The following is a 20,991-nucleotide window of genomic DNA, read 5'->3' on the forward strand; positions in this document are numbered from 1 at the left end:
CCTACCTGCCGCACGGGCCTCTCCCGGGATCCGATCCCGGGAGGGGCCCGTTCGCGCTGTCAGGGCTGTTCGGCGGCGCCGAGCAGCGCCCGGCACTCCCGGTAGATCTGCCGGTACCGCTCGACGGCGCCCGCCCGGTCGCCGCGCTCGAGCAGTTCGAGGACGGCGCGGTAGCCCGCGGTCCACGGCGTCCACATGGCGCTGTCCCAGTTCAGCGCCATCATCCGCTGGGTCCGGGTCACCACGAGATCGACGTGGGTCTGCAGCTCCCGGTTGCCGCTGGCCAGGATCAGGATGGTGCTGAAGTCCGATCCGGCGGCGTTGGCGACGGTCACGTCGTGGCGGGCGAGCGCGTCCTCGAACTCGGCGAGCCGGGTGCGCAGCCGGCCCAGGTGCTCGTCGGTGATGTTCTCGATGCCCCACTCGACGCCGGCGCAGGCGAGCAGGCCCATCACGTCGAACAGGTCGACGGTGTCCTGCACGTTCAGGTCGGCGATGCGCCGGGTCCGGTTCGGTGCGACGTCGACGAGCCCCTCGGCGACGAGCTGGGCGATGGCCTCCCGGACCGGGGTGATGCTGACCCCGAGCCGGGCGGCGAGCTCGGCGTCCTTGATCACGGTTCCGGGCGCGAGGGTGCCCTGGACGATCTCGCCGCGGAGCTGACGGGTGATCGCCTCGCGCCGGGTCGGCGGGATCGCGAAGGACACCGGGAAATCATGCTCTCCCGGCTCCGGCCGGTCACCCCCGGGGCCGGTGTCCGGTGCACCGGCCCCGGGGGTGCGAGGGTCGCTCACGTCGTCGCGAGTGCCTCGTGCAACCGGAACCCGCGGTACCCGTCGGCGGCGATCGCGTCGCACTGCTCGCGGTAGAAGCCGACCCCGCCGATGTAGGCCAGGAACACCCGCGGTTTGCCGGGCACGTTCGATCCCATGTACCAGGACTCGGCGGTCGGGTAGAGCGTGGTGTTGCCGACCTCCTCGACGTGGGCGATCCACTGGTCCTCCGCCTCGGTCGTCGCCTCGATCGCGGCGATCGACCGTTCGCGCAGCGAGACGATGCAGTCGGTGATCCAGTCGACGTGCTGCTCGATCGACACGATCATGTTCGACAGCACCGACGGGCTGGACGGGCCGGTGATGGTGAACAGGTTGGGGAACCCGGCGACGGCCAGCCCGAGGTAGGTGCGCGGACCCTGCGCCCACTTCTCCCGGAGCAGCACGCCGTCCCGGCCGCGGATGTCGATCGAGTCGAGTGCGCCGGTCATCGCGTCGAACCCGGTGGCGAACACGATGACGTCGAACGCGTACTCGTGCTCGGAGGTGCGCACCCCGGCCGGGGTGACCTCGATCAGCGGTGTCCGCCGCAGATCGACGAGCGAGACGTGCGGCAGGTTGAACGTCTCGTAGTAACCGGTGTCCAGGCAGGGCCGCTTGGTGCCGAACGGGTAGGTGCTGGGGCACAGCGTCTCGGCGACCTGCGGGTCCTGGACCCGCTCCCGGATCTTCTGCCGGACGAACTCGGCGGCGGTCTCGTTGGCGGCGGCGTCGGTGAGGGTGTCGGTGTAGCCGGCCAGGATCGAGACGAGCGTGCCCTCCCGCCAGCCCGCCTCGTACTTCGCGTTCCGCTCGGCCTCGGACACCTCGTGGGCGGACTGGGTGGCGAGCTCGACCGGCACGCCGAACCCGGAGGTGCGCTGCGCCTCCCGCCAGTTGCGGTAGTCGGCCTTCATCTCGTCGATCTCGGACTGTTCCAGCGGCCGGTTCCGGGCGGCGAGCGAGTAGGCGGGGGTGCGCTGGAAGACGGTGAGCTCGGCGGCCTGCTCAGCGATGACCGGGATCGACTGGACGCCGGACGATCCGGTTCCGATCACCGCGACCCGCTTGCCGGTGAAGTCCACGCCCTCCCGTGGCCAGCGCGAGGTGTGGTAGGTCGCGCCCTGGAAGTCGGCGATCCCCGGGATGTCGATGTCCTTGGCCCGGGACAGGCAGCCGGTCGCCATGATCAGGTACTGGGCGTCGACGGACTCACCGGTGTCGGTGTCCACCCGCCACCGGCTGGTCGCCTCGTCGAAGACCGCCGAGACGACCCGGGTCCGGAAGGTGATCCCGGATCGCAGGTCGAACCGGTCGGCGACGTGCTCGATGTAGCTGAGGATCTCGGGCTGGCTGGGGTAGCGCTCGGTCCACTGCCATTCCTGTTCCAGCTCGGGTGAGAACGAGTAGGAGTAGGAGAGGCTCTCGACGTCGCAGCGGGCGCCCGGGTACCGGTTCCAGTACCAGGTTCCACCGACACCGTCGCCGGTCTCGAACACCCGGGTGGTCAGCCCGAGCTCGCGCAACCGGTACAGCTGGTAGAGGCCGGCGAGTCCGGCACCGACGATGACGGCGTCCACGGTCCGTTCGTTGGACATGCTTGCTCCTGACGTGCGTCGTTGCAGATCGGAGTGCAGATCGGAGTGCAGTGATCGGAGTGCAGTGCGGCGTGGGGAGCGCGTGCTGCCGGCCCGGTGGGCTCAGGCCGGCTGCGAGCGGCCGGCGAGGTGCTTCTCGACCTGGTCGGCGACGTAGTCGAGGCCGGCGGCCGAGCCGGGCAGGACGTTGACGAAGGTGAAGAAGCCGTGCATCTGGCCCTCGAAGCGGCGGCTCTGCACCGGGACGCCCGCGGCGCGCAGCTTCTCGGCGTAGGCCTCGCCCTCGTCGCGCAGCACGTCGTGCTCGGCGGTGAGCACGACGGCGGGCGGCAGGCCGGACAGATCGGCCGCCCGCAGCGGCGACGCGTCGGGCCGGGACCGGCCGGCGGTGTCCGGGGCGTAGTGGTCCCAGAACCAGATCATCGACTCGCGGCTGAGCATCAGCTGGTTGGCCGGGTCGGTGTAGCTGGCGTTGTCGACGTCGGCGTCGGTCACCGGGTAGACCAGCACCTGCAGCGAGATCTCCGGCCCGCCCTCGGCCTTCGCCCGCTGCGCCATGATCGCGGCGAGGTTCCCGCCGGCGCTGTCCCCGGCGACGATCAGCGGCAGCTGCAGGCCGCGGGCCGCGAGGTGGTCGACGGTCCAGCGCAGCGCGGCCCAGGAGTCCTCGGCCGCGGTCGGGTAGCGGTGCTCGGGCGCCAGCCGGTAGTCGACCAGCACGACGGCGGCGCCGGTGCGCGCCACGAGGTTCCGCCCGAGCGTCTCGAACTCGTCGAGCGAGCCGATCACCCAGCCGCCGCCGTGGTAGTAGACGATGACCGCCCGCGGGTCCTCCGGCAGCAGCAGCCGGACGCCGATGCTGCCGCCGTCGACCGGGACGGTCTCGTCGATCCGCTGCGCGACCTCGGGGCCGGGGCCGTACATGTCCCGCAGCATGCCGCCGAGCTCGCGGGCCTCGGCCGGGGTCATCTCGTGCAGCGGCTTGGCCCCGCTCTCCGCCATCTGGGCCAGGAATCCTGCCGTCGCGTCGTCGAGCGCCATGGTTTCACCTCGTTGTGAATGTGGGGTCGTACAGGTCCGGATCGGATAGCCGCGCCGAAGGGCGGAACCACAAGATACGAACGCGTCAGCGAGTTACATCACATCCGAACGAGTGAATAATGCATCCTGCATGCTGCATCAAGATCATCGGGTCAGGAGACGGCGGAGCGCCCGGCACGGTACCCCTGGACCATCCCCCGGAGGTTGGACGTGCCGCTCTGCGCCGAGAACCCCATGTCGTCGCGGGCGGTCGCGTTGCCCACCGCCCAGAGCCCGGGGATCGGCCCGCCGGACCAGCGGAGCACCCGCGCGCAGGTGTCCACCTCGAGCCCGGCCGAGCCGAGCCCGGCCTGGACCCGGGCCAGCCGGGCGGCGTGGAACGGCGGCCGCACGATCGGCCCCAGTGTGGGGTTCGGGCCGGTGCCGGAGCCGGCGAGCCGGCTCATCCACAGCGTCCAGGGCCGCTCGCCGCGGCCAAAGGCGTCGTCCCGGCCGCGGGCGCAGGCCGCGTTGTAGCCGGCCACCGTGGCGGCGAGCCCGGCGGCGTCGATGCCCGCGCGCCGGGCGAGCTCCTCGACCGACGGCGCGCTGACGACCCGGCCCGGATCGACCTGCACGACACCGCGTTCGGCGAGATCGTGGTCGTAGACGAGCCAGGCGGGCCAGTTCGGCAGCCGCTGCGACGCCCCGTCCAGGTGGTGCAGCGCGGCGTTGATCGCGGGATAGAAGCTCTCGTCGGCGAACCGCGCACCCTGCGCGTTCACGATGATCTCGTGCGGGTGCACCACCCAGTGCGTGCGGTAGCGGGGCCCGCCGTCCTCGTCGGGCTCACCGGTCGGGAAGCCCACCTGCACGGTGTTGCGGGCCGCCGGGAGCGCCCGGATCGACGCCCCGAGCGCGGCGGCCATGCCGAGATGGTCCCCGGTGATCCCGGGCGGGGAGCCGGTCCCGTGGTCGTCGAGCACGCCCTCGAACCGGTGCACCAGCTCCCGGTTGCGGTCGTAGGCGCCGGTCGCCAGCACGACGCCGAGCCGGGCGGCGATCTCCCGGCCGTCGTCGAGGACGACCCCGGTCACCGCACCGTCGCGGCTGCGCAGCCCGGTGACCCGCGCTCCGGTCATCACCTGCGCGCCGGCCCCGAGCGCGGCACGCAGGAAGTAGCCGGCCAGGGCCTGCCCGGTCACCAGCTCGGCCGCCGGCGTGGTGCCACCGCCGTCGCCACCCATGCTCCAGACGGCGGTCCGCCGCAGCCGGCCGGCCCACCCGCCGAGCGCGTCCGCCGGTAGCGGGACCGGTTCGAGGTAGCGCCCCTCGGCCGTGGAGTGGGCGACGTCCGGGTGGTAGTAGTCGGGCAGGCCGCGGAGCACCCGCAGCTCCAGGCCCCGTGCGGTGAACAGGTCGAGCGCCTCGTCGGCCGCGCCGAGCAGTGCCCTGGTCCGGGCCGGGTCGTTGTGCCCGCCGGCCACCGCGTCGATGTAGCGGGCGCCGTCCTCGGCGGTGTCGGCGATGCCCAGCGCGGCGGCCCAGCGGTTCCCGGGGATCCAGATCTGGCCGCCCGAGACGGCGGTGACCCCGCCGACGACGTCGGTGCGCTCCAGCACCAGGGTGCGGGCCCCGGCGTCGGCCGCCGCCGCGGCCGCGGCGCAACCGCCGATCCCCGAACCGACGCAGATCAGGTCGTACTCGCTGTGCACAGGGCCTCCGGTCGCGGGCCACCCGCTCGCCGACGTCGAACCACCAATAGACCACACGGCGCGCACCCGCGGGGAGGGCCGGACGCCCGCCCCGGCGGCCCGGCGGGTCCCGCACCGGCGGGCCGGTAGGCTGGCGCGTCGTGCACTGGTTCTCCACCGGGCTGCTGATCGCCCTGTCCGCGGGGACCGCCGCCTGGGCCGGGTGGCTGCTCCGGCGCCTGTTCGTCGTCGAGCCCGCCGCCGCCCCCGAGCCCGGGCGCACGGACCGTCCCGTCCCGGACGACGCCGACGACGACCACCACCACACCGAGGAGCGCGACTCGTGACCGACCCCGACGACGAGCAGCTGCAGACCACCATCACCGGCCCCGCCAACGCCGCCCCGGACTCGCCGCAGCGCAACCGGCCGCAGTGGCCGGACCTGCCGGTCGACGACGACACCGCGAACCTGCGCGAGGGCCCCGACCTGAACGAGGCCTGCCTGGGCCTGCTGCCGCTGGTCGGCACCTGGCGAGGCACCGGCGAGGTCGTCTACCCGACGATCGACGGCCCGTTCCACTTCGGACAGCAGATCACCTTCGCGCACGACGGCCGCCCGTTCCTGTCCTACGAGTCGCGGTCCTGGCTGCTCGACCCGGACGGCGGGATCATCCGGCAGGCCGCCCGCGAGACCGGCTTCTGGCGCCCGCAGCCGGACGGCTCGGTCGAGGTGCTGATCGCCCACAACACCGGGATCGTCGAGCTCTACTACGGGCCGAAGGGCGACATGCGGTCCTGGGAGATCGAGACCGACGCGATCGCCCGCACCCCGTCGGCCAAGGAGGTCACCGGGGCGAAGCGGCTCTACGGCCTGGTGAACCAGGGCGATCTCGCCTACGTCGACGAGCGGGCGATGGTCGGCCAGCCGATGCAGCCGCACATCTCGGCGCTGCTGCACCGCGTGGTCGGCTAGGTGGAGGGCGCGACCGCCCGTCCGTGCGGGAGCCGGGCACTGCTGTTCGAGGTGCGGACCGCCGCCGAGGTGGCCGCGATCGTCGACGCCGTGCGGGCCGCCCGGCTGCCGGAGGTGACCGAGCTCGTGCCCGCCGCCCGGACCGTCCTCGTGGAGGTCTCCGCCGGGGCCGGTCTGGACCGGGTGCGGGCCGCCGTCGCCGACGCCGACCCGCGCGACGGGGCCGGTGGCACCGGTGTGCTGCACACGATCCCGGTCTCCTACGACGGCGCCGATCTCGATCTCGTCGCGGACACCGCGGGGATCTCCCGGGACGAGGTGGTCGCGCTGCACAGCGGCGCCGAGTACACGGTGGACTTCTGCGGTTTCGCCCCCGGGTTCGGCTACCTGTCCGGGCTGCCCGGGCCGTTGCAGCAGCCGCGGCTGGAGAGCTCGCGGACCGCGGTGCCGGCCGGCTCGGTCGGGATCGCCGACGTCTACAGCTGCGTGTACCCGCGCCGCTCCCCCGGCGGCTGGCGGCTGATCGGCCGCACCGACACCGTCCTGTTCGATCCGGCGGCGGACCGGCCCGCGCTGTTCACCCCGGGCGACCGCGTGCGGTTCGAGGCCCGATGAGCGGGCTGGAGGTCCTCGCCGCCGGACCGCAGGCGCTGGTCACCGACCGCGGACGGCCCGGCAACGCACACCTGGGCGTGCCGCCGTCCGGCGCGCTCGACCGGCCCGCCTACGAGCTGGGGAACCGGCTGGTCGGCAACGACGACGGCGCCGCCGGGCTGGAGCTGCTGGGCGGGCGGCTGCGGCTGCGCGCCCACGGCGGCCGCGTCGTCGCGGTGACCGGAGCGCCGGCGCCGGTCCGGGTGGACGGCAGGCCCGCGGCGTCGCACACCGCGGTCCACCTCCGCGACGGCGCCGTGCTCGAGGTCGGGGGCCCGGTCGGGGGTCTGCGCGTGTACCTCGCGGTGGCGGGCGGGCTCGACGTGCCCGCGGTGCTGGGCAGCCGGAGCACCGACCTGCTGTCCGGGCTCGGTCCGGCCGCGCTCGCCGACGGCGACCTGCTGCCGGTCGGCGGCCGGACCGGTGGGCTGCCGGTCGGCGGGCCGGTCCCGGTGTCGGTGCCGCGGCCGGCGATCCGGCTGCGCGCCCGGCTCGGCCCCCGCGACGACTGGTTCGCCGACCCGCGGGACGCGCTGGTCCGTCCGGAGTGGACGGTGTCGCAGGACGGCAACCGGATCGGGGTGCGACTGGACGGACCGCCACCGGCGCGGCACCCGGACACCAGGGACCGCGAGCTGCGCAGCGAGGGCATGGTGACCGGTGCGGTGCAGGCCCCGCCGGACGGGCCGCCGGTGGTGTTCCTGGCCGACCACCCGACCACCGGGGGCTACCCGGTGATCGCGGTCGTCGAGCCGGACGACCTGCCGCTGCTGGCCCAGGCGGCGCCCGGGACCAGGGTCCGGTTCACCGTGCTCGGCTGAGACCGTGCCGGGGCGGGTGAGCGCGCGTCCGCGTTCCGCGGAACGCGGCGTGACCGGCCCGGATCGTGGCGAGCCCCCCGCGAGGCGCGGCCGATCAGCGTCCGGCGTCCTCGCCGTCCAGGATCGTCCGGACGTCGGCCGGCGCCATCCCGGAGAGCCGTCCGATCTGCGCCGGATCGAGGCCGCACTCGTTCAGGTGCCGGACGGCGCCGGCCAGCTCGTCGCGGCGGCGGCGCAGGACGTCGCCGAGCTCCTCGATCCGGTGCTGCGAGTCGTCGAGGGTGCGGGTGGCGTCGAGGGCGCGCACCGGGTCGGCCAGCAGCACCGCGAGCAGCCTGTCCCGGGCGTCGTCGTCGCCGGGCGGGGACGGCACCACCGCCAGCGGGAGCTCCTGCTGCTCACCCGGCACCGGATCCGGGCCGGTCGGGTCGGTCTCGCCGCGGCGCATCCGCGCCCGCTGGACCGCGCGTGCCGCGAGGGCCTGCTGGACGGCCCGGGAGACCGGCTCGGACAGCGGCGGCGGTGCGGGCCGGGCCGGCTGCGCCGAGGCCGCGTCCCGGCCCGTCGGTGCGGGGGATGCGGTGCCCGGCGACCCGCCGCTGGGCAGGTCCTCCTGCGCGGGCACGGTGCGCTCGGCGGACCAGGGCGGCAGCGGCGCCGCAGGGTGGTCGGCGGGCGGGGGGACGATGTCCGAGCGGGGCTCGGGACCGTCGGGCGCCGGGTCGCCTGCCGGGCCGCTGATCGCCGGATCGCCTGCCGGACCGCTGCTCGCCGGGTCGCTGCTCCCGGGGCCGGGAGCCGACGTGCCGGCGGCGGCCGGGTCGGGGTGCTCGTCGGCGATGTGCAGGTGCGCGACCGGGACGGCCGGGCCGGTGGTCCCACCCGGCCCCGAGGCATCCGCCACCGGAGCACCCGCGGCGTCCGTCGCGGAGGCGCCGTCCGGCCGGTCGATGGCGGACCGGTCGTCGGTCACCGGATCCGCGTCCTCGGCGCCCGGCTGCACCGGGCCGCGCGTGCGGGCCCGGGTCGCCGAGCCGGGCCGCTCGTCGGCGGGGGCGAGGAGCTCGTCGAGCGGGCCGCCACGGTCCGACTCCCGGGCGTGCCGGCCCGGGGCGCCGGTCGCGGACCGCCGGGCACCGGCGGGGACCGACCCACCGGGGCGGACCGGCAGGCCCGGCAGCGGGCCCGTGTCCACGCCCGGGTCCCGCTCCGCGTACGCCCCGGCACCCCGCTCGCCATAGGCCCCGGCGGTGCCGGCAGCCCCGGCGGCGATGGCCCCGGCAGCCGGTGAGGCGACGGGCTCGCTGTGTCGCTCCGCGGCAGGCTCGCTGTGTCGCTCCGCGGCAGGCTCGACGTGCCGCTCCGCGACGGCACCACTCTGCCGCTCCGCGACAGTCCCGACGTGTCGCTCCGCGGCAGGCTCGACGTGCCGCTCCGCGACGGCGCCTACGTGTCGCTCCGCGACAGTCCCGACGTGCCGCTCCGCGACGATGTCCGCGACGGTCCGCGGACGCGCCGGAGGCAGCGGATCGGCCGGGCCACCGGCCGACTCCCCGGTCCAGTCCTCGGCACACGGCTGCGGGCCGGCGATGTCCGGCGGCGCGACGGGCAGCGGCGCCGGGCCGCTGCGGGCCCGCCACACACCCCAGAGGACCAGGACCACGAGCACTGCCGCCCCCAGCGCCGCGAGGAGCGCGAGGGGCGGAACCGTGACCGAGCCGAGCTGCATGGGACCGGACCCTAAAGGGGCCCGGGCCCGTGCGCGTGCAACCTCAGGTGCTGCGCGTCCCCGACGAGGGCTGCGCCGCACTCGGCCGACCGGAGTCCGCGGAACCGTTCGTGCCGCTGTGCGGGCCGGCCGACTGGCCGTTGGCCGGGCGTCCGCCGGCCTTGTCCGCGGACTCGGATCCGCCACCGCCGGCCGTCTGACCGTTGCCGGCCTGGCCGGAGCCGTTCCGGCGCGGCTCCTGGTCGCCGTGACCGCTGCCCCGACCGGCTGCCGGGTTGGCGGTGGTCGGCGGCTCGGCGGCTGACCCGGACCTCGCCTGCTTGGCCTTCTCGTCGTCCGCGGAGGGCTTGTCCGAACCATCCGATGGGGTGTCACCGGAACGGCGGACGGCCCCGACCGCGACGGTCTTCTCGGCGTCGCTCTCCGATCCGGTCTGCTTCCCGTCCTGGCGCGGCACCGCGGACGTCGCGGGCTCCGCCGGACGGGCGTCGGACGCCGGACGGAACAGCTCGGCGGGCTGGGGCTCGTGCTCCTCGCCACCCGGGCGCACCGCGGTGGTCCGCTCGGCGTCCTGCTCCGGCCCCTGCTGGCCGGGCGCGGCCGCACCGGGCCGCGGGGCGGGCGAGGGCCGCGCCCCCGCGCCGGGCCGCGGGCCCGGCTGGCCGGGGCGGGGCTGCTGCCCGGAGGCGTGACCCTGCTCCGGCCGGATCGTCTGGCTCCATCCGCCGGCCTGGCCCGGCCGGGGCTGCTGGCCGGATCCCTGCTGCCCGGCGCCCTGCTGGCCGCCAGGCTGCTGCCCGGCGCCCGGCTGCCCGGCACCCTGTCCGCCGGCCTGCTTCCCGGCACCCTGCTGCCCGCCGGCCTGCTTCCCGGCGCCCTGCGGTCCGGCACCCTGCGGTCCGGCGCCCTGCGGTCCGGCACCCTGCGGTCCGGCACCCTGCGGTCCGGCACCGCCGGCGGCCGCGGCGGCCGGCTTCGCGGCGTCCGGCTGCTGGTCGGACGAGCCGGGCCTGCCCTGCGGGCGGGCCTGCGAACCGGAGTCGTTGCGGCCGGCGCCCGGCTGCCCGGGCGCTCCGGGGCCGGGCTGCGGACGCGGGCCGGGGCGCGGCGACGCGCCGGACTCACCCTGGCCGGGGCCCTGCTGCGCGGCGGCCGGGCGGGCACCGTTGACCCCGGACGGGGTCTGCGGCGTGCCCGATCCGCGGCCGGCGCCCGAGGGCTGGTCCTTCTGGCCGGGCTGGGACCCGGCCGTCGCTCCCGGGCGGGCCGGCTGGGCGGCACCGTTGCGCGACTCGCGCGACTCGGGCGCACCGGTGCGGGACTCCGCAAAACCGGGCCGGGCCGCCTCGTCGGCGCCCTCGGCCTTCGCCGCGGCGGGCCGGGCCCGGTCGGATCCCGGCTTCCCGGCGCCCGCACGCAGCTCGTCCCGGCGGCGGGTCAGCTCGCCGACCTCGGCGCGGAGCTTGTCACCCTGCTCGCGGGCCCGGTCGGCGTCCGCCCGGGCCCGGTCGACCTGCTTGCGCGCCTCGGCGGTGACCCGCTCGGCGTCGGCCCTGGCCTTGGCCCGGATCTCCTCGGCCTCCTCCTCCGCCTTCTGCAGGATCGCCTGCATCCGGTCGGAGAAGTGGTCGGACCCGGTGTGCCGGTCCGCCTCGTGGCCCGGGCCGGGCGGCGCCGGCGCGGGGCGCGGCGGGCCCTGCCGGGGCGGACCGGGCGGGCCGGCCGGACCGGGTGGCCCGACGAAGCCGCCGGGCGGCGGCACCGGCATCGGCGGTGGCACCGGCCGGCTGCGCAACGCGTCGATGTCGGCCCGCATCCGGCCCATCACCCGCTGCATCCCGACGATGTGCTCGTCGACCTGCCTGCGGTCGTATCCGCGGAGCACGACGTCGAACCGCGGGGAACCGCCCGGGCGGTCCGCCCCGTCTGCCGTCATCGCTCACTCCTCACAGTTCGTCCGGCGCAGTGCCGGTGAGACACCACTGCGAGGTCCACGCAACCGGCGACACCGATCCGACCCCGCCGGTCAGGGTAGCCACGGGAGCGCCGTCACGGCGAACGCCGCGACCCGCAATGATCACTCACCGGCGTGGCGTCCCCCGCGAAGGACGCTCCCGTGACACGATGCGCGGCTACCGTCCTCGCGACCGCAGCCTACCGGGCCGGAGCGAATACCATCACGGTGTGGACTCCTCGCTGAAGGGCACGCTGCACAAGCGCGGTCTCCGGATGACCCCCCAACGCCAACTCGTCCTGGACGCGGTGCGCGAACTGGGGCACGCCACGCCCGAGCAGGTGTGCACGCGTGTCCAGGCGACGGCGCCCGCCGTCAACATCACGACCGTCTACCGGACGCTGGATCTGCTCGAGGGGCTCGGCGTCGTCCGGCACGCCCATCTGGGGCACGGCGCGCCGACCTACTCCGAGTACCGGCACCGGCACGTGCACCTGGTCTGCCACCGATGCGGCCGGGTCGACGAGGCACCGGCCGAGCTGCTGTCCGGTGTGGCCGAACGCACCCTCACGGACCTGGGTTTCCACCTCGACGCGACACACGTGGCACTGTCGGGGACCTGCGCCGACTGCGCGGCGGACGAGACCGGCGAGCAGCACGGCACCCAGCACGGCAGCACCCAGCACAGCAGCACCGAGCACGGCGACGCGGCCCCGGCGACACCGGGCGTCGCGAAGGGAGACCGGTGAGCACGACCGGACCGCAGACGGCACCCGAGAACGACGAGGCCCACGACGGCGCGACGGAGCCGCCGGACCCGGACGCCGCCGTCGCCGCCCATCACGGCGACCCGCCCGCGGAGCAGCGCGCGATGGCCCGCTCGGCCGCCGTCGTCGACCGCAGCCACCGGGACGTGCTGGCGGTGACCGGTGCGGAACGGCTGTCCTGGCTGCACCTGCTGCTCACCCAGCACGTGAGCGAGCTCCCGCCGGACACCGGCACCGAGGCGCTCGTCCTGGACATCCAGGGCCGGGTACTGCACCACATGGCCGTCGCCGCCACCGGCGACACCGTGTACCTCGACACCGAGCCCGGCGAGGGCACCCCGCTGCTGGACTACCTGCAGAAGATGGTGTTCTGGTCGAAGGTGGAGCCGCGCGACGCGACCGCGGAGCTGGCCGTGCTCACCGTCGTCGGGCCGGACGTTCCCGAGGTGCTCGAACGGGCCGGGCTGCCGGTGCCCACCGCACCGCACGGCGTCGCCGGGCTCGACGGCGGCGGGTTCGTCCGGCGCACCCCGTGGCCGGGGAGGGACGCCGCCGACGTCGTCGTGCCGCGCGCCGAGCGCGACGCCCGGTGGTCGGCGCTCACCGCGGCCGGCGCGCGGGCGGCCGGCACGATCGCGTTCGAGGCGCTGCGGGTCGAGTCCCGGGCCCCCCGGCTGCACCGGGACACCGACGACCGGACGATCCCGCACGAGGTCGGCTGGATCGGACCGGCGGTCCACCTGACGAAGGGCTGCTACCGCGGGCAGGAGACGGTCGCCCGGGTCGCCAACCTGGGCCGCCCGCCGCGCCGCCAGGTGCTGCTGCACCTCGACGCGGGCGACGAGGACCTGCCGCGCACCGGCGACCCGGTCCAGCGCGACGGCCGCGCCGTCGGGCGGATCGGCACCGTCGTCCAGCACCACGAGCTCGGCCCGATCGCGCTCGCCCTGGTGAAGCGCTCGGTCCCGGTGGACGCGGAGCTGACGGCCGGCGCCGACGACCGCGTGTCCCCCGTCACGATCGACCCGGACTCCTACGAGCCCGACCCGGACCAGCCGCCACCCGGACGGGCCGCCCGGGAGCGCACCGGGCGCGGGCCGGGGCGCCGCGGCTGACCTGCGCGGTCCGGCGTACCCCGTCCGTGGTGTCCACCGGGTGAACGCCGGCCGTCGGGCCACCGCACCGGCGCGCCCACCCCTGTGACGACGACGGTGCCGCATCGCACGCCCCGGGGTGCGCAGGGTACGGTTGGACCCACGACATTGATGAGACGAGAGGGGCCGCCGGGTCGTGTCAGGTGACCGGGCCGCCCCTTCCCTGTTGTAAGGGGGACCAGCCATGGGGCGCGGACGAGCCAAGGCCAAGCAGACGAAGGTGGCCCGCGAGCTCAAGTACAGCTCCCCCGCGATGGATCTCGACGCGCTGCAGCGCGAGATCGGGAGCGGGACGGCGGTTACTACCGACAACGGCGACGAGGAGTACGGCGAGTACGCCGACCTCGCCGCCAAGTACAACGACGAGGACGACCACCCTCGCCGCTGACCCGCGCACCGGCGCCCGGTCGGGACTCCGGTTCCCCGACCGGGCGTCGTCGCGTGCGCGACCTCTCCTCACCCGCTCGCCGCTGCGAGCGCTACGCCGGACGTACCCGGCGGTTTCGCCCGACCGGCCGGATAGGGCAAGATCACCAACGCGTTCCGCGAGGGGCGCGCTCACCGGTCCCCGTCCTGTCCGAGGTGTTCACGACATGCGCGGCAACCTCTTCGCGGTCGCCGTCAATCTCGTCGTGCTCACGGTCCGGTCCGACCAGCTGCACCTGCTGCTGATCGAGCGGGGCGAACCGCCGTTCCTCGGCGAGTGGGCCCTCCCGGGCGGTTTCGTGCGCCCCGAGGAGGACCTGGTGCACACCGCCAGCCGCCGGCTCGGCGAGGAGACCGGGGCCGCCACCGGTGACGCCGTCGTCGGCCATCTCGAGCAGCTCGCGAGCTACGCCGCCCCGGACCGCGACCCGCGCGGCCGGGTGCTGTCCGTGGGCTACCTGGCGTTCGTCCCGGACATGCCGGAGCCGACGCCCGGCGGCGGCGCCGCGAAGTCGGCGTGGTGGCCGGTCGACCGGATCCCGCCGCTCGCCTTCGACCACGAACGGATCCTCGGCGACGGCGTCGAGCGGGCCCGGTCCAAGCTGGAGTACACCACGCTCGCCGCGTCGTTCTGCCCGCCCGAGTTCACCGTCTCCGACCTGCGCCGGGTCTACGAGGCCGTCTGGGACGCCACGCTCGATCCGCGGAACTTCCAGCGGAAGGTGACCTCCACCGAGGGGTTCCTGGTCCCCACGACGACGCTGGTCACCGGCGGCCGCGGGCGGCCGCCCCGGCTGTTCCGGCGGGGCCCGGCCACCGCGCTGCACCCGCCGATGCTGCGGGAGTCGCACCGCCCGCACGAGCGGTCCGCGACGGCGCGCTGATCCCGCGCCGGCCGGTCCCGCTCAGAAGCGCGGGTGCTCCCCGCGCAGCTGCACCCGGGCGCCGATCCCGCCGGAGCCGGCACCGTCGACGTCGCCGATCCGGGCGACCTCGCCGAGGATCCAGGCCGGGACGTGCCGGGCGGTGAGCACGGCGAGCGCCCGGTCGACGTCCTCCGGCGGGAGCACGGCGACCATGCCGACACCCATGTTGAACGTCTTCTCCATCTCGGCGCGGTCCACCCGGCCGCGGCTCTGGATCAGCTTGAAGACCGGGGCCGGGGTCCAGGAGCCGCGCTCCACGGTGGCGGCCAGGCCGTCCGGCAGCACCCGCTCCAGGTTCCGGGCGAGCCCGCCGCCGGTGATGTGCGAGAACGTGCGGACGCCGGTCTCGGCGGCGATCGCCAGGCAGTCCTTGGCGTAGATCCGGGTCGGGACGAGCAGCTCCTCGCCGAGCGAGTGGTCGAACTCCTCCAGCTCACCCTCCAGCGGCAGCCGGGCGATGTCGAGCAGCACGTGCCGGGCCAGCGAGTAGCCGTTGGAGTGCAGGCCGGACGACCCGAGCGCCACCAGCACGTCACCGGGGCGGACCCGCTCCGGGCGCAGCATCTTCTCGGCGTCGACCACGCCGACGCCGGTCGCGGACAGGTCGTAGCCGCCCGCGTCCATCAGGCCGGGGTGCTCGGCGGTCTCGCCGCCCAGCAGCGCGCAGCCGGCCTGCTCGCAGCCCTCGGCGATGCCGCGGACCAGGGTCGCGACCTTCTCGGGGACCAGCTTGCCGACGGCGATGTAGTCCTGCAGGAACAGCGGCTCCGCGCCGCACACCACCAGATCGTCGACGACCATCGCGACCAGGTCCTGGCCGATGGTGTCGTGCTTGTCCATCGCCTGCGCGATCGCGACCTTGGTGCCGACGCCGTCGGTGGACGCGGCGAGCACCGGCTCGCTGTACTTGCCGAACCGGGCGGCGAACAGGCCGGCGAAGCCGCCGATCCCGCCCATCACCTCGGGACGGGTCGCCTTCTCCGCGAACGGGCGGAACTGCTCGACCGCCCGCTCCCCCGCGTCGATGTCCACCCCCGCCGATGCGTAGCTGGCGGGGCCGGGCTCGGTCGAGGGCATGGGTCGGTTCTCCAGTACGGGGATCGTGACGGGGCGTGCGCGGGGCGTGTCGCCGGGCCTACGGCCGGGACAGCGCCCCACCGGCACCGTATCCGACCGACAGCGGGCCGGGCTCCGGGGCGGGCGCCGTGCGGGCCCGCTCGGCCGGTGGGATGTCCTCCAGCAGGTGCTTGCCGAGCTTCGCCTCGTCCGGCAGCGGGATCGGGTAGTCCCCGTCGAAGCAGGCGCAGCACAGCCGGGAACGCGGCTGCTCGGAGGCGGCGACCATCTGCTCCACCGAGACGTACCCGAGCGAGTCCGAGCCGATCGAGCGGCGCACGCCCTCGGTGTCGGCGCCGTTCGCGATCAGCTCGGCGCGGCTGGCGAAGTCGATGCCGTAGAAGCACGGCCAGCGCACCGGCGGCGACGCGATCCGCACGTGCACCTCCAGGGCGCCGGCCTCGCGCAGCATCCGGACCAGGGCGCGCTGGGTGTTGCCGCGCACGATCGAGTCGTCGACGACGACCAGCCGCTTCCCGCGGATGACGGTGCGCAGCGGGTTGAGCTTCAACCGGATGCCGAGCTGGCGGATGGTCTGGCTGGGCTGGATGAAGGTGCGCCCGACGTAGGCGTTCTTCACCAGGCCCTGGCCGTAGGGGATGCCGGAGCCCTGCGCGTAGCCGATCGCGGCCGGCGTGCCGGACTCCGGGACCGGGATGACCAGGTCGGCCTCGACCGGGTGCTCCTCGGCGAGCCGGCGGCCGATCTCGACCCGGGTGTCGTACACCGAGCGGCCGGCGATCTGGGTGTCCGGGCGGGCCAGGTAGACGTACTCGAACACGCAGCCCTTGGGCTCCGGCGCGGCGAAGCGCTGGCTGCGGATGCCCTCGGCGTCGATCGCGATCAGCTCGCCGGGCTCGACCTCGCGGACGAACGAGGCGCCGACGATGTCCAGCGCGGCCGTCTCCGAGGCGACCACCCAGCCGCGCTCCAGCCGGCCCAGCACGAGCGGCCGCACGCCCTGCGGGTCGCGGGCGGCGAACAGGGTCGTCTCGTCGGCGAAGGCCAGCGAGAACGCCCCGCGCAGCCGCGGCAGCAGCCGCAGCGCGGCCTCGAAGATGCCGAGATCGGCGGCGCCCGCGGCGAGCAGCTCGCCGACCAGGTCGGAGTCGGTGGTGGCGCGCAGCCCGGACCGGTTGCGGTTCTCCAGCTTCGCGACGTCCTCGCGCAGCTCGGCGGTGTTGACCAGGTTCCCGTTGTGCCCCAGCGCCAGCCCGGATCCGGTGGCGGTGGTGCGGAAGGTCGGCTGGGCGTTCTCCCAGGTGGTCGCGCCGGTGGTGGAGTAGCGGCAGTGCCCGATCGCGAGGTGACCGCGCAGCGAGGACAGGGTCTGCTCGTCGAACACCTGGCTGACCAGGCCGAGATCCTTGAACACGACCATCCGCTGGCCGTCGGACACGGCGATCCCGGCGGCCTCCTGGCCGCGGTGCTGCAGCGCGTACAGGCCGTAGTACGTCATCTTCGCGACGTCCTCGCCGGGCGCCCAGACGCCGAAGACCCCGCACTCCTCGCGGGGGCCGGTCTCGTCGGGTTCGGGAGCGGGAATCGGGGTGGGGGCGGTGCTGACGTGGGTGTTCCGGACGGAACTCAACGCGGCGCTCCTCGGCTGGCGGCGTACCGGGACCAGATCGTGATCGTACGCCGCGTCAGCGGGTTCCTTCAGGTTCGGGGAGCAGGGTCACTCCGCGGTCCGTGCACCGGCAGCAGCGCCGCCACCTCGGCGGCCCGCGAACCGGACACCCGGAGCGAACCGTCGGCGACGGCGTCGCCCCAGGAGGTCCGGCCCAGCGCGAGCGCGAGCCAGGTCCGCGGATCGGTCTCGACGACGTTGGGCGGGGTGCCGCGGGTGTGCCGCGGCCCGTCGATGCACTGGACGGCGCCGAACGGCGGGACCCGCACCTCGACGCTGTGCCCCGGCGCCCGCCGCGCCAGCTCGGCCAGCGACTCCTTGACGGCGGCCCGGCGGGTGGCCCGGTCGGGTTCCGGGCCGCCGTCGAGCCAGTCGTGCAGCGGGCCGGTCACACCGAGACGGGGCCGAACCGGGCCGGCAGGGTGGCCTCCCAGGCGGCCCGGAGCTCGTCCAGCGCGAGCGTCCCGGCGGCGTCGCCGAGGTCGAGCGCGGTGCCCCCGGTCCCGCCGATCCGGACGGCCGGGACCCCGGCGTCGGCGGCCCGCGCCAGCAGGGCGTCGGCGGCGTCCGCGGCGACGGTGACCAGCACCCGGCCGGCGGACTCGGAGAACAGCGCGGTGAACGCGTCGTCGTGCACCTCGGCCAGGTCGATCCGGGCGCCGCGGCCACCGGCCAGCGCGGCCTCGACCAGGCCCTGGGCGAGCCCGCCGTCGGAGAGGTCGTGGCTGCCGGTGAGCTCGCCGTCCGCGGCGGCGGCCGCGAGCAGGCCGGCGAGCCGGCGCTCGTGCTCCAGGTCGACGGCCGGCGGGTATCCGCCGAGGTGGCCGTGCACCTCGTGCGCCCACTCCGAGCCGCCGAACTCGGCGGCGGTGGAGCCGAGCAGGATCACCGCGTCGCCGTCGGCGCCGGCGAACCCGGACCGGACGGCGCGCCGGACGTCCTCGATCACGCCGAGCACGCCGACCACCGGCGTCGGGAGGATCGCGGTCGAACCGGTCTGGTTGTAGAAGCTGACGTTCCCGCCGGTGACCGGGGTGCCGAGCACCGCGCAGCCGTCCGCGATGCCGCGGATGGCCTGCTGGAACTGCCACATGACGTGCGGGTCCTCCGGCGAGCCGAAGTTCAGGCAGTCGGTGACGGCCAGCGGCACCGCGCCGGAGGTGGCGACGTTGCGGTACGCCTCGGCCAGCGCGAGCTGCGCGCCGGTGTAGGGATCGAGCGCGACGAACCGGGCGTTGCAGTCGGTGGCGACCGAGATCCCGCGGCCGGTCTCCTCGTCGACCTGCACGACACCGGCGTCGGCGCCGTGCGCGGCGACGGTGTTGCCGCGGACGTAGCGGTCGTACTGGTCGGTGACCCAGGCGCGGCTGGCCAGGTTCGGCGAGCCCGCCATCCGCAGTACCTCGGCGCGCAGCTCGGACGGGGTCTCCGGGCGCGGCAGCCGGTCCGGCAGGTCGGCGTTGAGCGCGTCCTGCTGCACCTCGTCGCGGGCGACCGGGCGCCGGTAGACCGGTCCCTCGTGGGCGACGGTGCGCGGCGGCACGTCGACCACCGTCTCGCCGCCGGAGGTGATCACCAGCCGGTCGCCCTCGGTGACCTCACCGATCACCGACGCCAGCACGTCCCACTTCGCGCAGACCGCCAGGAACGCCTCGACGTGCTCGGGCTTCACCACCGCGCACATCCGCTCCTGGGACTCCGAGGAGAGGATCTCGGCGGCGGTCATCCCGGTGGCGCGCAGCGGGACGGCGTCGAGGTCCACGCTCATCCCGCCGTCACCGGCGCTGGCCAGCTCGGAGGTGGCGCAGGACAGCCCGGCCCCGCCGAGGTCCTGGATGCCGACGACCAGCCCGGCCGCGAACAGCTCCAGGCAGCACTCGATGAGCACCTTCTCGGTGAACGGGTCGCCGACCTGCACGCTGGGGAGCTTCTTGCGGCCGGTGTTCTCCCCGAACGTCTCCGACGCCAGCACCGACACGCCGCCGATGCCGTCGAGCCCGGTGGTCGCACCGAACAGGATGATCTTGTTGCCGGTACCGGAGGCGAACGCCAGGTGCAGGTCCTCGCGCTTGAGCGCCCCCACGCAGAGCGCGTTGACCAGCGGGTTGCCCGCGTAGGACGGGTCGAACACGACCTCGCCCGCGACGTTCGGCAGGCCCAGGCAGTTCCCGTAGCCGCCGACCCCGGCGACGATCCCGGGCAGCACCCGGGCGGTGTCCTCGGCGTCGATCGGGCCGAAGCGCAGCGGATCGCCGACCGCGATCGGGCGGGCACCCATCGCCATGATGTCGCGCACGATGCCGCCGACGCCGGTCGCCGCGCCCTGGTAGGGCTCCACGTAGGACGGGTGGTTGTGCGACTCGACCTTGAACGTGACCGCCCAGTCGTCGCCGATGCTCACCACGCCGGCGTTCTCGCCGATCCCGGCGAGCATCGCCGAGCGCATCTCCTCGGTCGTCGTCTCACCGAAGTAGCTCAGGTGCACCTTCGACGACTTGTACGAGCAGTGCTCGCTCCACATCACCGAGTACATGGCGAGCTCGGCGTCGGTGGGCCTGCGACCGAGGATCTCCCGGATGCGGGCGTACTCGTCGTCCTTGAGGCCCAGCTCGCGGTAGGGCTGCGGCGCCTCCGGCGTCGCCTCGGCGTGGGAGACGGAATCGACCTGCACCTGGGACTGCGTCACGGCACCAGGGTAATCGCGGGGTCCCGGCACCCGGCCGGGCCGTGCCCGGAAGCACAGCCCGCCCGGTCAGCGCCTCAGGAACCGGCGGCCACCGTCGCCTTCAGCACCGAGGTGAACAGGCCCAGACCGTCCTCGGACGGACCGGTCAGGGTGCTGGTCGCGTGCTCCGGGTGCGGCATCAGCCCGACCACGTTCCCGGCCGCGTTGGTGACGCCGGCGATGTTGCGGGCCGAGCCGTTCGGGGCGCCGTCGCGGTAGCGGAACACCACCCGGCCCTCGCCCTCCAGCTCGTCGAGGGTGGCGGCGTCGGCCACGTACCGGCCCTCCTGCGACTTCAGCGGGACCAGCAGCTGGTCGCCGGCCGCGTAGTCGGCGGTCCACGCGGTCCGGCCGTTCTCCACGGTCAGCACCAGGTCCCGGCACAGGAAGTGCAGCCCGGCGTTGGCGACCAGCGCCCCGGGCAGCAGGTGCGCCTCGCAGAGGATCTGGAAGCCGTTGCAGATGCCGAGCACCGGCAGGCCGCGCCCGGCCGCGTCGACGACCTCGCGCATGATCGGCGCCAGCGACGCGATCGCGCCGGCCCGCAGGTAGTCGCCGTAGGAGAAGCCACCCGGGACGACGACGGCGTCCACACCGCGCAGGTCGTGGTCGCCGTGCCAGAGCGGGACGGCCTCGGCGCCGGCGCGCCGGACCGCACGGGCGGCGTCGACGTCGTCGAGCGTGCCCGGGAAGGTGATCACGCCGACACGACTCACAGCCGGGTCACCGTCCAGTCCTCGATCACCGGGTTCGCCAGCAGCGAGCCGGCGAGCCGGTGCAGGGTCTCGTCGTCGATCGCCTCGTCGACCTCGAGCTCGAAGTGCTTGCCCTGCCGCACCCCGCTCACCCCGGAGATCCCGATCCGGCCGAGCGCCCGGGTCACCGCCTGTCCCTGGACGTCGAGGATCTCGGGCTTGGGCATCACGTCCACCACCACTCTGGCCACGGCACCAGGGTAGAGGTTCGTTCCGCGGCACTTGCTCGTCCCACGG

Annotated in this window: 20 protein-coding genes; 8 read left to right on the top strand and 12 right to left on the bottom strand. The window is 75.1% G+C overall.

Annotated elements, in window-relative coordinates; genetic code table 11:
* Positions 1 to 59: 59 nt before the first annotated feature.
* The 4 genes from ABD160_RS20500 to ABD160_RS20515 form a co-directional block, all read right to left on the bottom strand.
* On the bottom strand, positions 60 to 707 hold the full coding sequence (locus ABD160_RS20500; protein WP_344024884.1) for a GntR family transcriptional regulator: 648 nt from the start codon (positions 705 to 707) through the stop codon (positions 60 to 62).
* A gap of 83 nt (positions 708 to 790) precedes the next feature.
* Positions 791 to 2,410 carry a flavin-containing monooxygenase gene (locus ABD160_RS20505; RefSeq protein ID WP_344024886.1) on the bottom strand — a complete coding sequence of 540 codons (1,620 nt, stop codon included), beginning with the start codon at positions 2,408 to 2,410 and terminating at the stop codon, positions 791 to 793.
* 102 nt (positions 2,411 to 2,512) lie between these two features.
* Positions 2,513 to 3,451, bottom strand: a complete 939-nt coding sequence (locus tag ABD160_RS20510) for an alpha/beta hydrolase (protein WP_344024888.1) — start codon at positions 3,449 to 3,451, stop codon at positions 2,513 to 2,515.
* Between the two features lie 152 nt (positions 3,452 to 3,603).
* A complete protein-coding gene (locus tag ABD160_RS20515) occupies positions 3,604 to 5,145 on the bottom strand; it encodes an FAD-dependent oxidoreductase (protein WP_344024890.1) in 1,542 nt (513 codons plus the stop codon).
* Positions 5,146 to 5,285: 140 nt separating this feature from the next.
* Here ABD160_RS20515 and ABD160_RS20520 point away from each other — a divergent pair, with 140 nt between their 5' ends.
* The 4 genes from ABD160_RS20520 to ABD160_RS20535 are packed head-to-tail and all read left to right on the top strand — an operon-like array spanning position 5,286 to position 7,572.
* The gene (locus ABD160_RS20520; protein WP_344024892.1) at positions 5,286 to 5,471 is read left to right on the top strand and encodes a hypothetical protein; all 186 of its coding nucleotides are present in this window, start codon (positions 5,286 to 5,288) and stop codon (positions 5,469 to 5,471) included.
* Positions 5,468 to 6,097, top strand: coding sequence for a heme-binding beta-barrel domain-containing protein (locus ABD160_RS20525; protein WP_425563640.1), 630 nt, complete (start codon positions 5,468 to 5,470; stop codon positions 6,095 to 6,097). The genes ABD160_RS20520 and ABD160_RS20525 overlap by 4 nt, the downstream gene beginning before the upstream one ends.
* Positions 6,098 to 6,712, top strand: coding sequence for a 5-oxoprolinase subunit B family protein (locus ABD160_RS20530; protein ID WP_344024894.1), 615 nt, complete (start codon positions 6,098 to 6,100; stop codon positions 6,710 to 6,712).
* Complete coding sequence (locus tag ABD160_RS20535) at positions 6,709 to 7,572, top strand: 5-oxoprolinase subunit C family protein (RefSeq protein WP_344024895.1); 864 nt, start codon at positions 6,709 to 6,711, stop codon at positions 7,570 to 7,572. The genes ABD160_RS20530 and ABD160_RS20535 overlap by 4 nt, the downstream gene beginning before the upstream one ends.
* Before the next feature lie 94 nt (positions 7,573 to 7,666).
* Here the strand turns inward: ABD160_RS20535 and ABD160_RS20540 are convergent, their stop codons facing one another.
* Complete coding sequence (locus tag ABD160_RS20540) at positions 7,667 to 9,301, bottom strand: hypothetical protein (protein WP_344024897.1); 1,635 nt, start codon at positions 9,299 to 9,301, stop codon at positions 7,667 to 7,669.
* 43 nt (positions 9,302 to 9,344) lie between these two features.
* Positions 9,345 to 11,237 carry a hypothetical protein gene (locus ABD160_RS20545; RefSeq protein WP_344024899.1) on the bottom strand — a complete coding sequence of 631 codons (1,893 nt, stop codon included), beginning with the start codon at positions 11,235 to 11,237 and terminating at the stop codon, positions 9,345 to 9,347.
* Positions 11,238 to 11,485: 248 nt separating this feature from the next.
* Between ABD160_RS20545 and ABD160_RS20550 the strand changes: the two genes are divergently transcribed.
* From ABD160_RS20550 to ABD160_RS20565, 4 genes are all read left to right on the top strand, one after another.
* Positions 11,486 to 12,004: a Fur family transcriptional regulator gene (locus ABD160_RS20550; protein ID WP_344024901.1), complete on the top strand. Its 519-nt coding sequence runs from the start codon at positions 11,486 to 11,488 to the stop codon at positions 12,002 to 12,004.
* A complete protein-coding gene (ygfZ, locus tag ABD160_RS20555) occupies positions 12,001 to 13,137 on the top strand; it encodes a CAF17-like 4Fe-4S cluster assembly/insertion protein YgfZ (RefSeq protein ID WP_344024903.1) in 1,137 nt (378 codons plus the stop codon). The genes ABD160_RS20550 and ygfZ overlap by 4 nt, the downstream gene beginning before the upstream one ends.
* A gap of 223 nt (positions 13,138 to 13,360) precedes the next feature.
* Positions 13,361 to 13,564 (top strand): DUF3073 domain-containing protein, encoded by a 204-nt coding sequence (locus tag ABD160_RS20560; RefSeq protein WP_344024905.1) that lies wholly within the window; start codon positions 13,361 to 13,363, stop codon positions 13,562 to 13,564.
* 205 nt (positions 13,565 to 13,769) lie between these two features.
* On the top strand, positions 13,770 to 14,486 hold the full coding sequence (locus ABD160_RS20565; protein WP_344024908.1) for an NUDIX hydrolase: 717 nt from the start codon (positions 13,770 to 13,772) through the stop codon (positions 14,484 to 14,486).
* A gap of 21 nt (positions 14,487 to 14,507) precedes the next feature.
* Here ABD160_RS20565 and purM read toward each other — a convergent pair whose 3' ends face one another.
* From purM to purS, 6 genes are all read right to left on the bottom strand, one after another.
* Positions 14,508 to 15,605 carry a phosphoribosylformylglycinamidine cyclo-ligase gene (purM, locus tag ABD160_RS20570; protein WP_344024910.1) on the bottom strand — a complete coding sequence of 366 codons (1,098 nt, stop codon included), beginning with the start codon at positions 15,603 to 15,605 and terminating at the stop codon, positions 14,508 to 14,510.
* A gap of 58 nt (positions 15,606 to 15,663) precedes the next feature.
* Positions 15,664 to 17,235 carry an amidophosphoribosyltransferase gene (purF, locus tag ABD160_RS20575; protein WP_344024912.1) on the bottom strand — a complete coding sequence of 524 codons (1,572 nt, stop codon included), beginning with the start codon at positions 17,233 to 17,235 and terminating at the stop codon, positions 15,664 to 15,666.
* Positions 17,236 to 17,303: 68 nt separating this feature from the next.
* Positions 17,304 to 17,666 carry a sterol carrier family protein gene (locus ABD160_RS20580; RefSeq protein WP_344024914.1) on the bottom strand — a complete coding sequence of 121 codons (363 nt, stop codon included), beginning with the start codon at positions 17,664 to 17,666 and terminating at the stop codon, positions 17,304 to 17,306.
* A complete protein-coding gene (gene purL / locus ABD160_RS20585; RefSeq protein WP_344024916.1) occupies positions 17,663 to 19,960 on the bottom strand; it encodes a phosphoribosylformylglycinamidine synthase subunit PurL in 2,298 nt (765 codons plus the stop codon). Before purL ends, ABD160_RS20580 begins: the two co-directional genes overlap by 4 nt.
* Before the next feature lie 74 nt (positions 19,961 to 20,034).
* Positions 20,035 to 20,715, bottom strand: a complete 681-nt coding sequence (gene purQ, locus ABD160_RS20590; protein WP_344024918.1) for a phosphoribosylformylglycinamidine synthase subunit PurQ — start codon at positions 20,713 to 20,715, stop codon at positions 20,035 to 20,037.
* The gene (purS, locus tag ABD160_RS20595) at positions 20,712 to 20,945 is read right to left on the bottom strand and encodes a phosphoribosylformylglycinamidine synthase subunit PurS (RefSeq protein WP_344024919.1); all 234 of its coding nucleotides are present in this window, start codon (positions 20,943 to 20,945) and stop codon (positions 20,712 to 20,714) included. Before purS ends, purQ begins: the two co-directional genes overlap by 4 nt.
* Positions 20,946 to 20,991: the final 46 nt, after the last annotated feature.

It is taken from the genome of Pseudonocardia kongjuensis, from assembly GCF_039526905.1.
Classification (GTDB): domain Bacteria; phylum Actinomycetota; class Actinomycetes; order Mycobacteriales; family Pseudonocardiaceae; genus Pseudonocardia; species Pseudonocardia kongjuensis.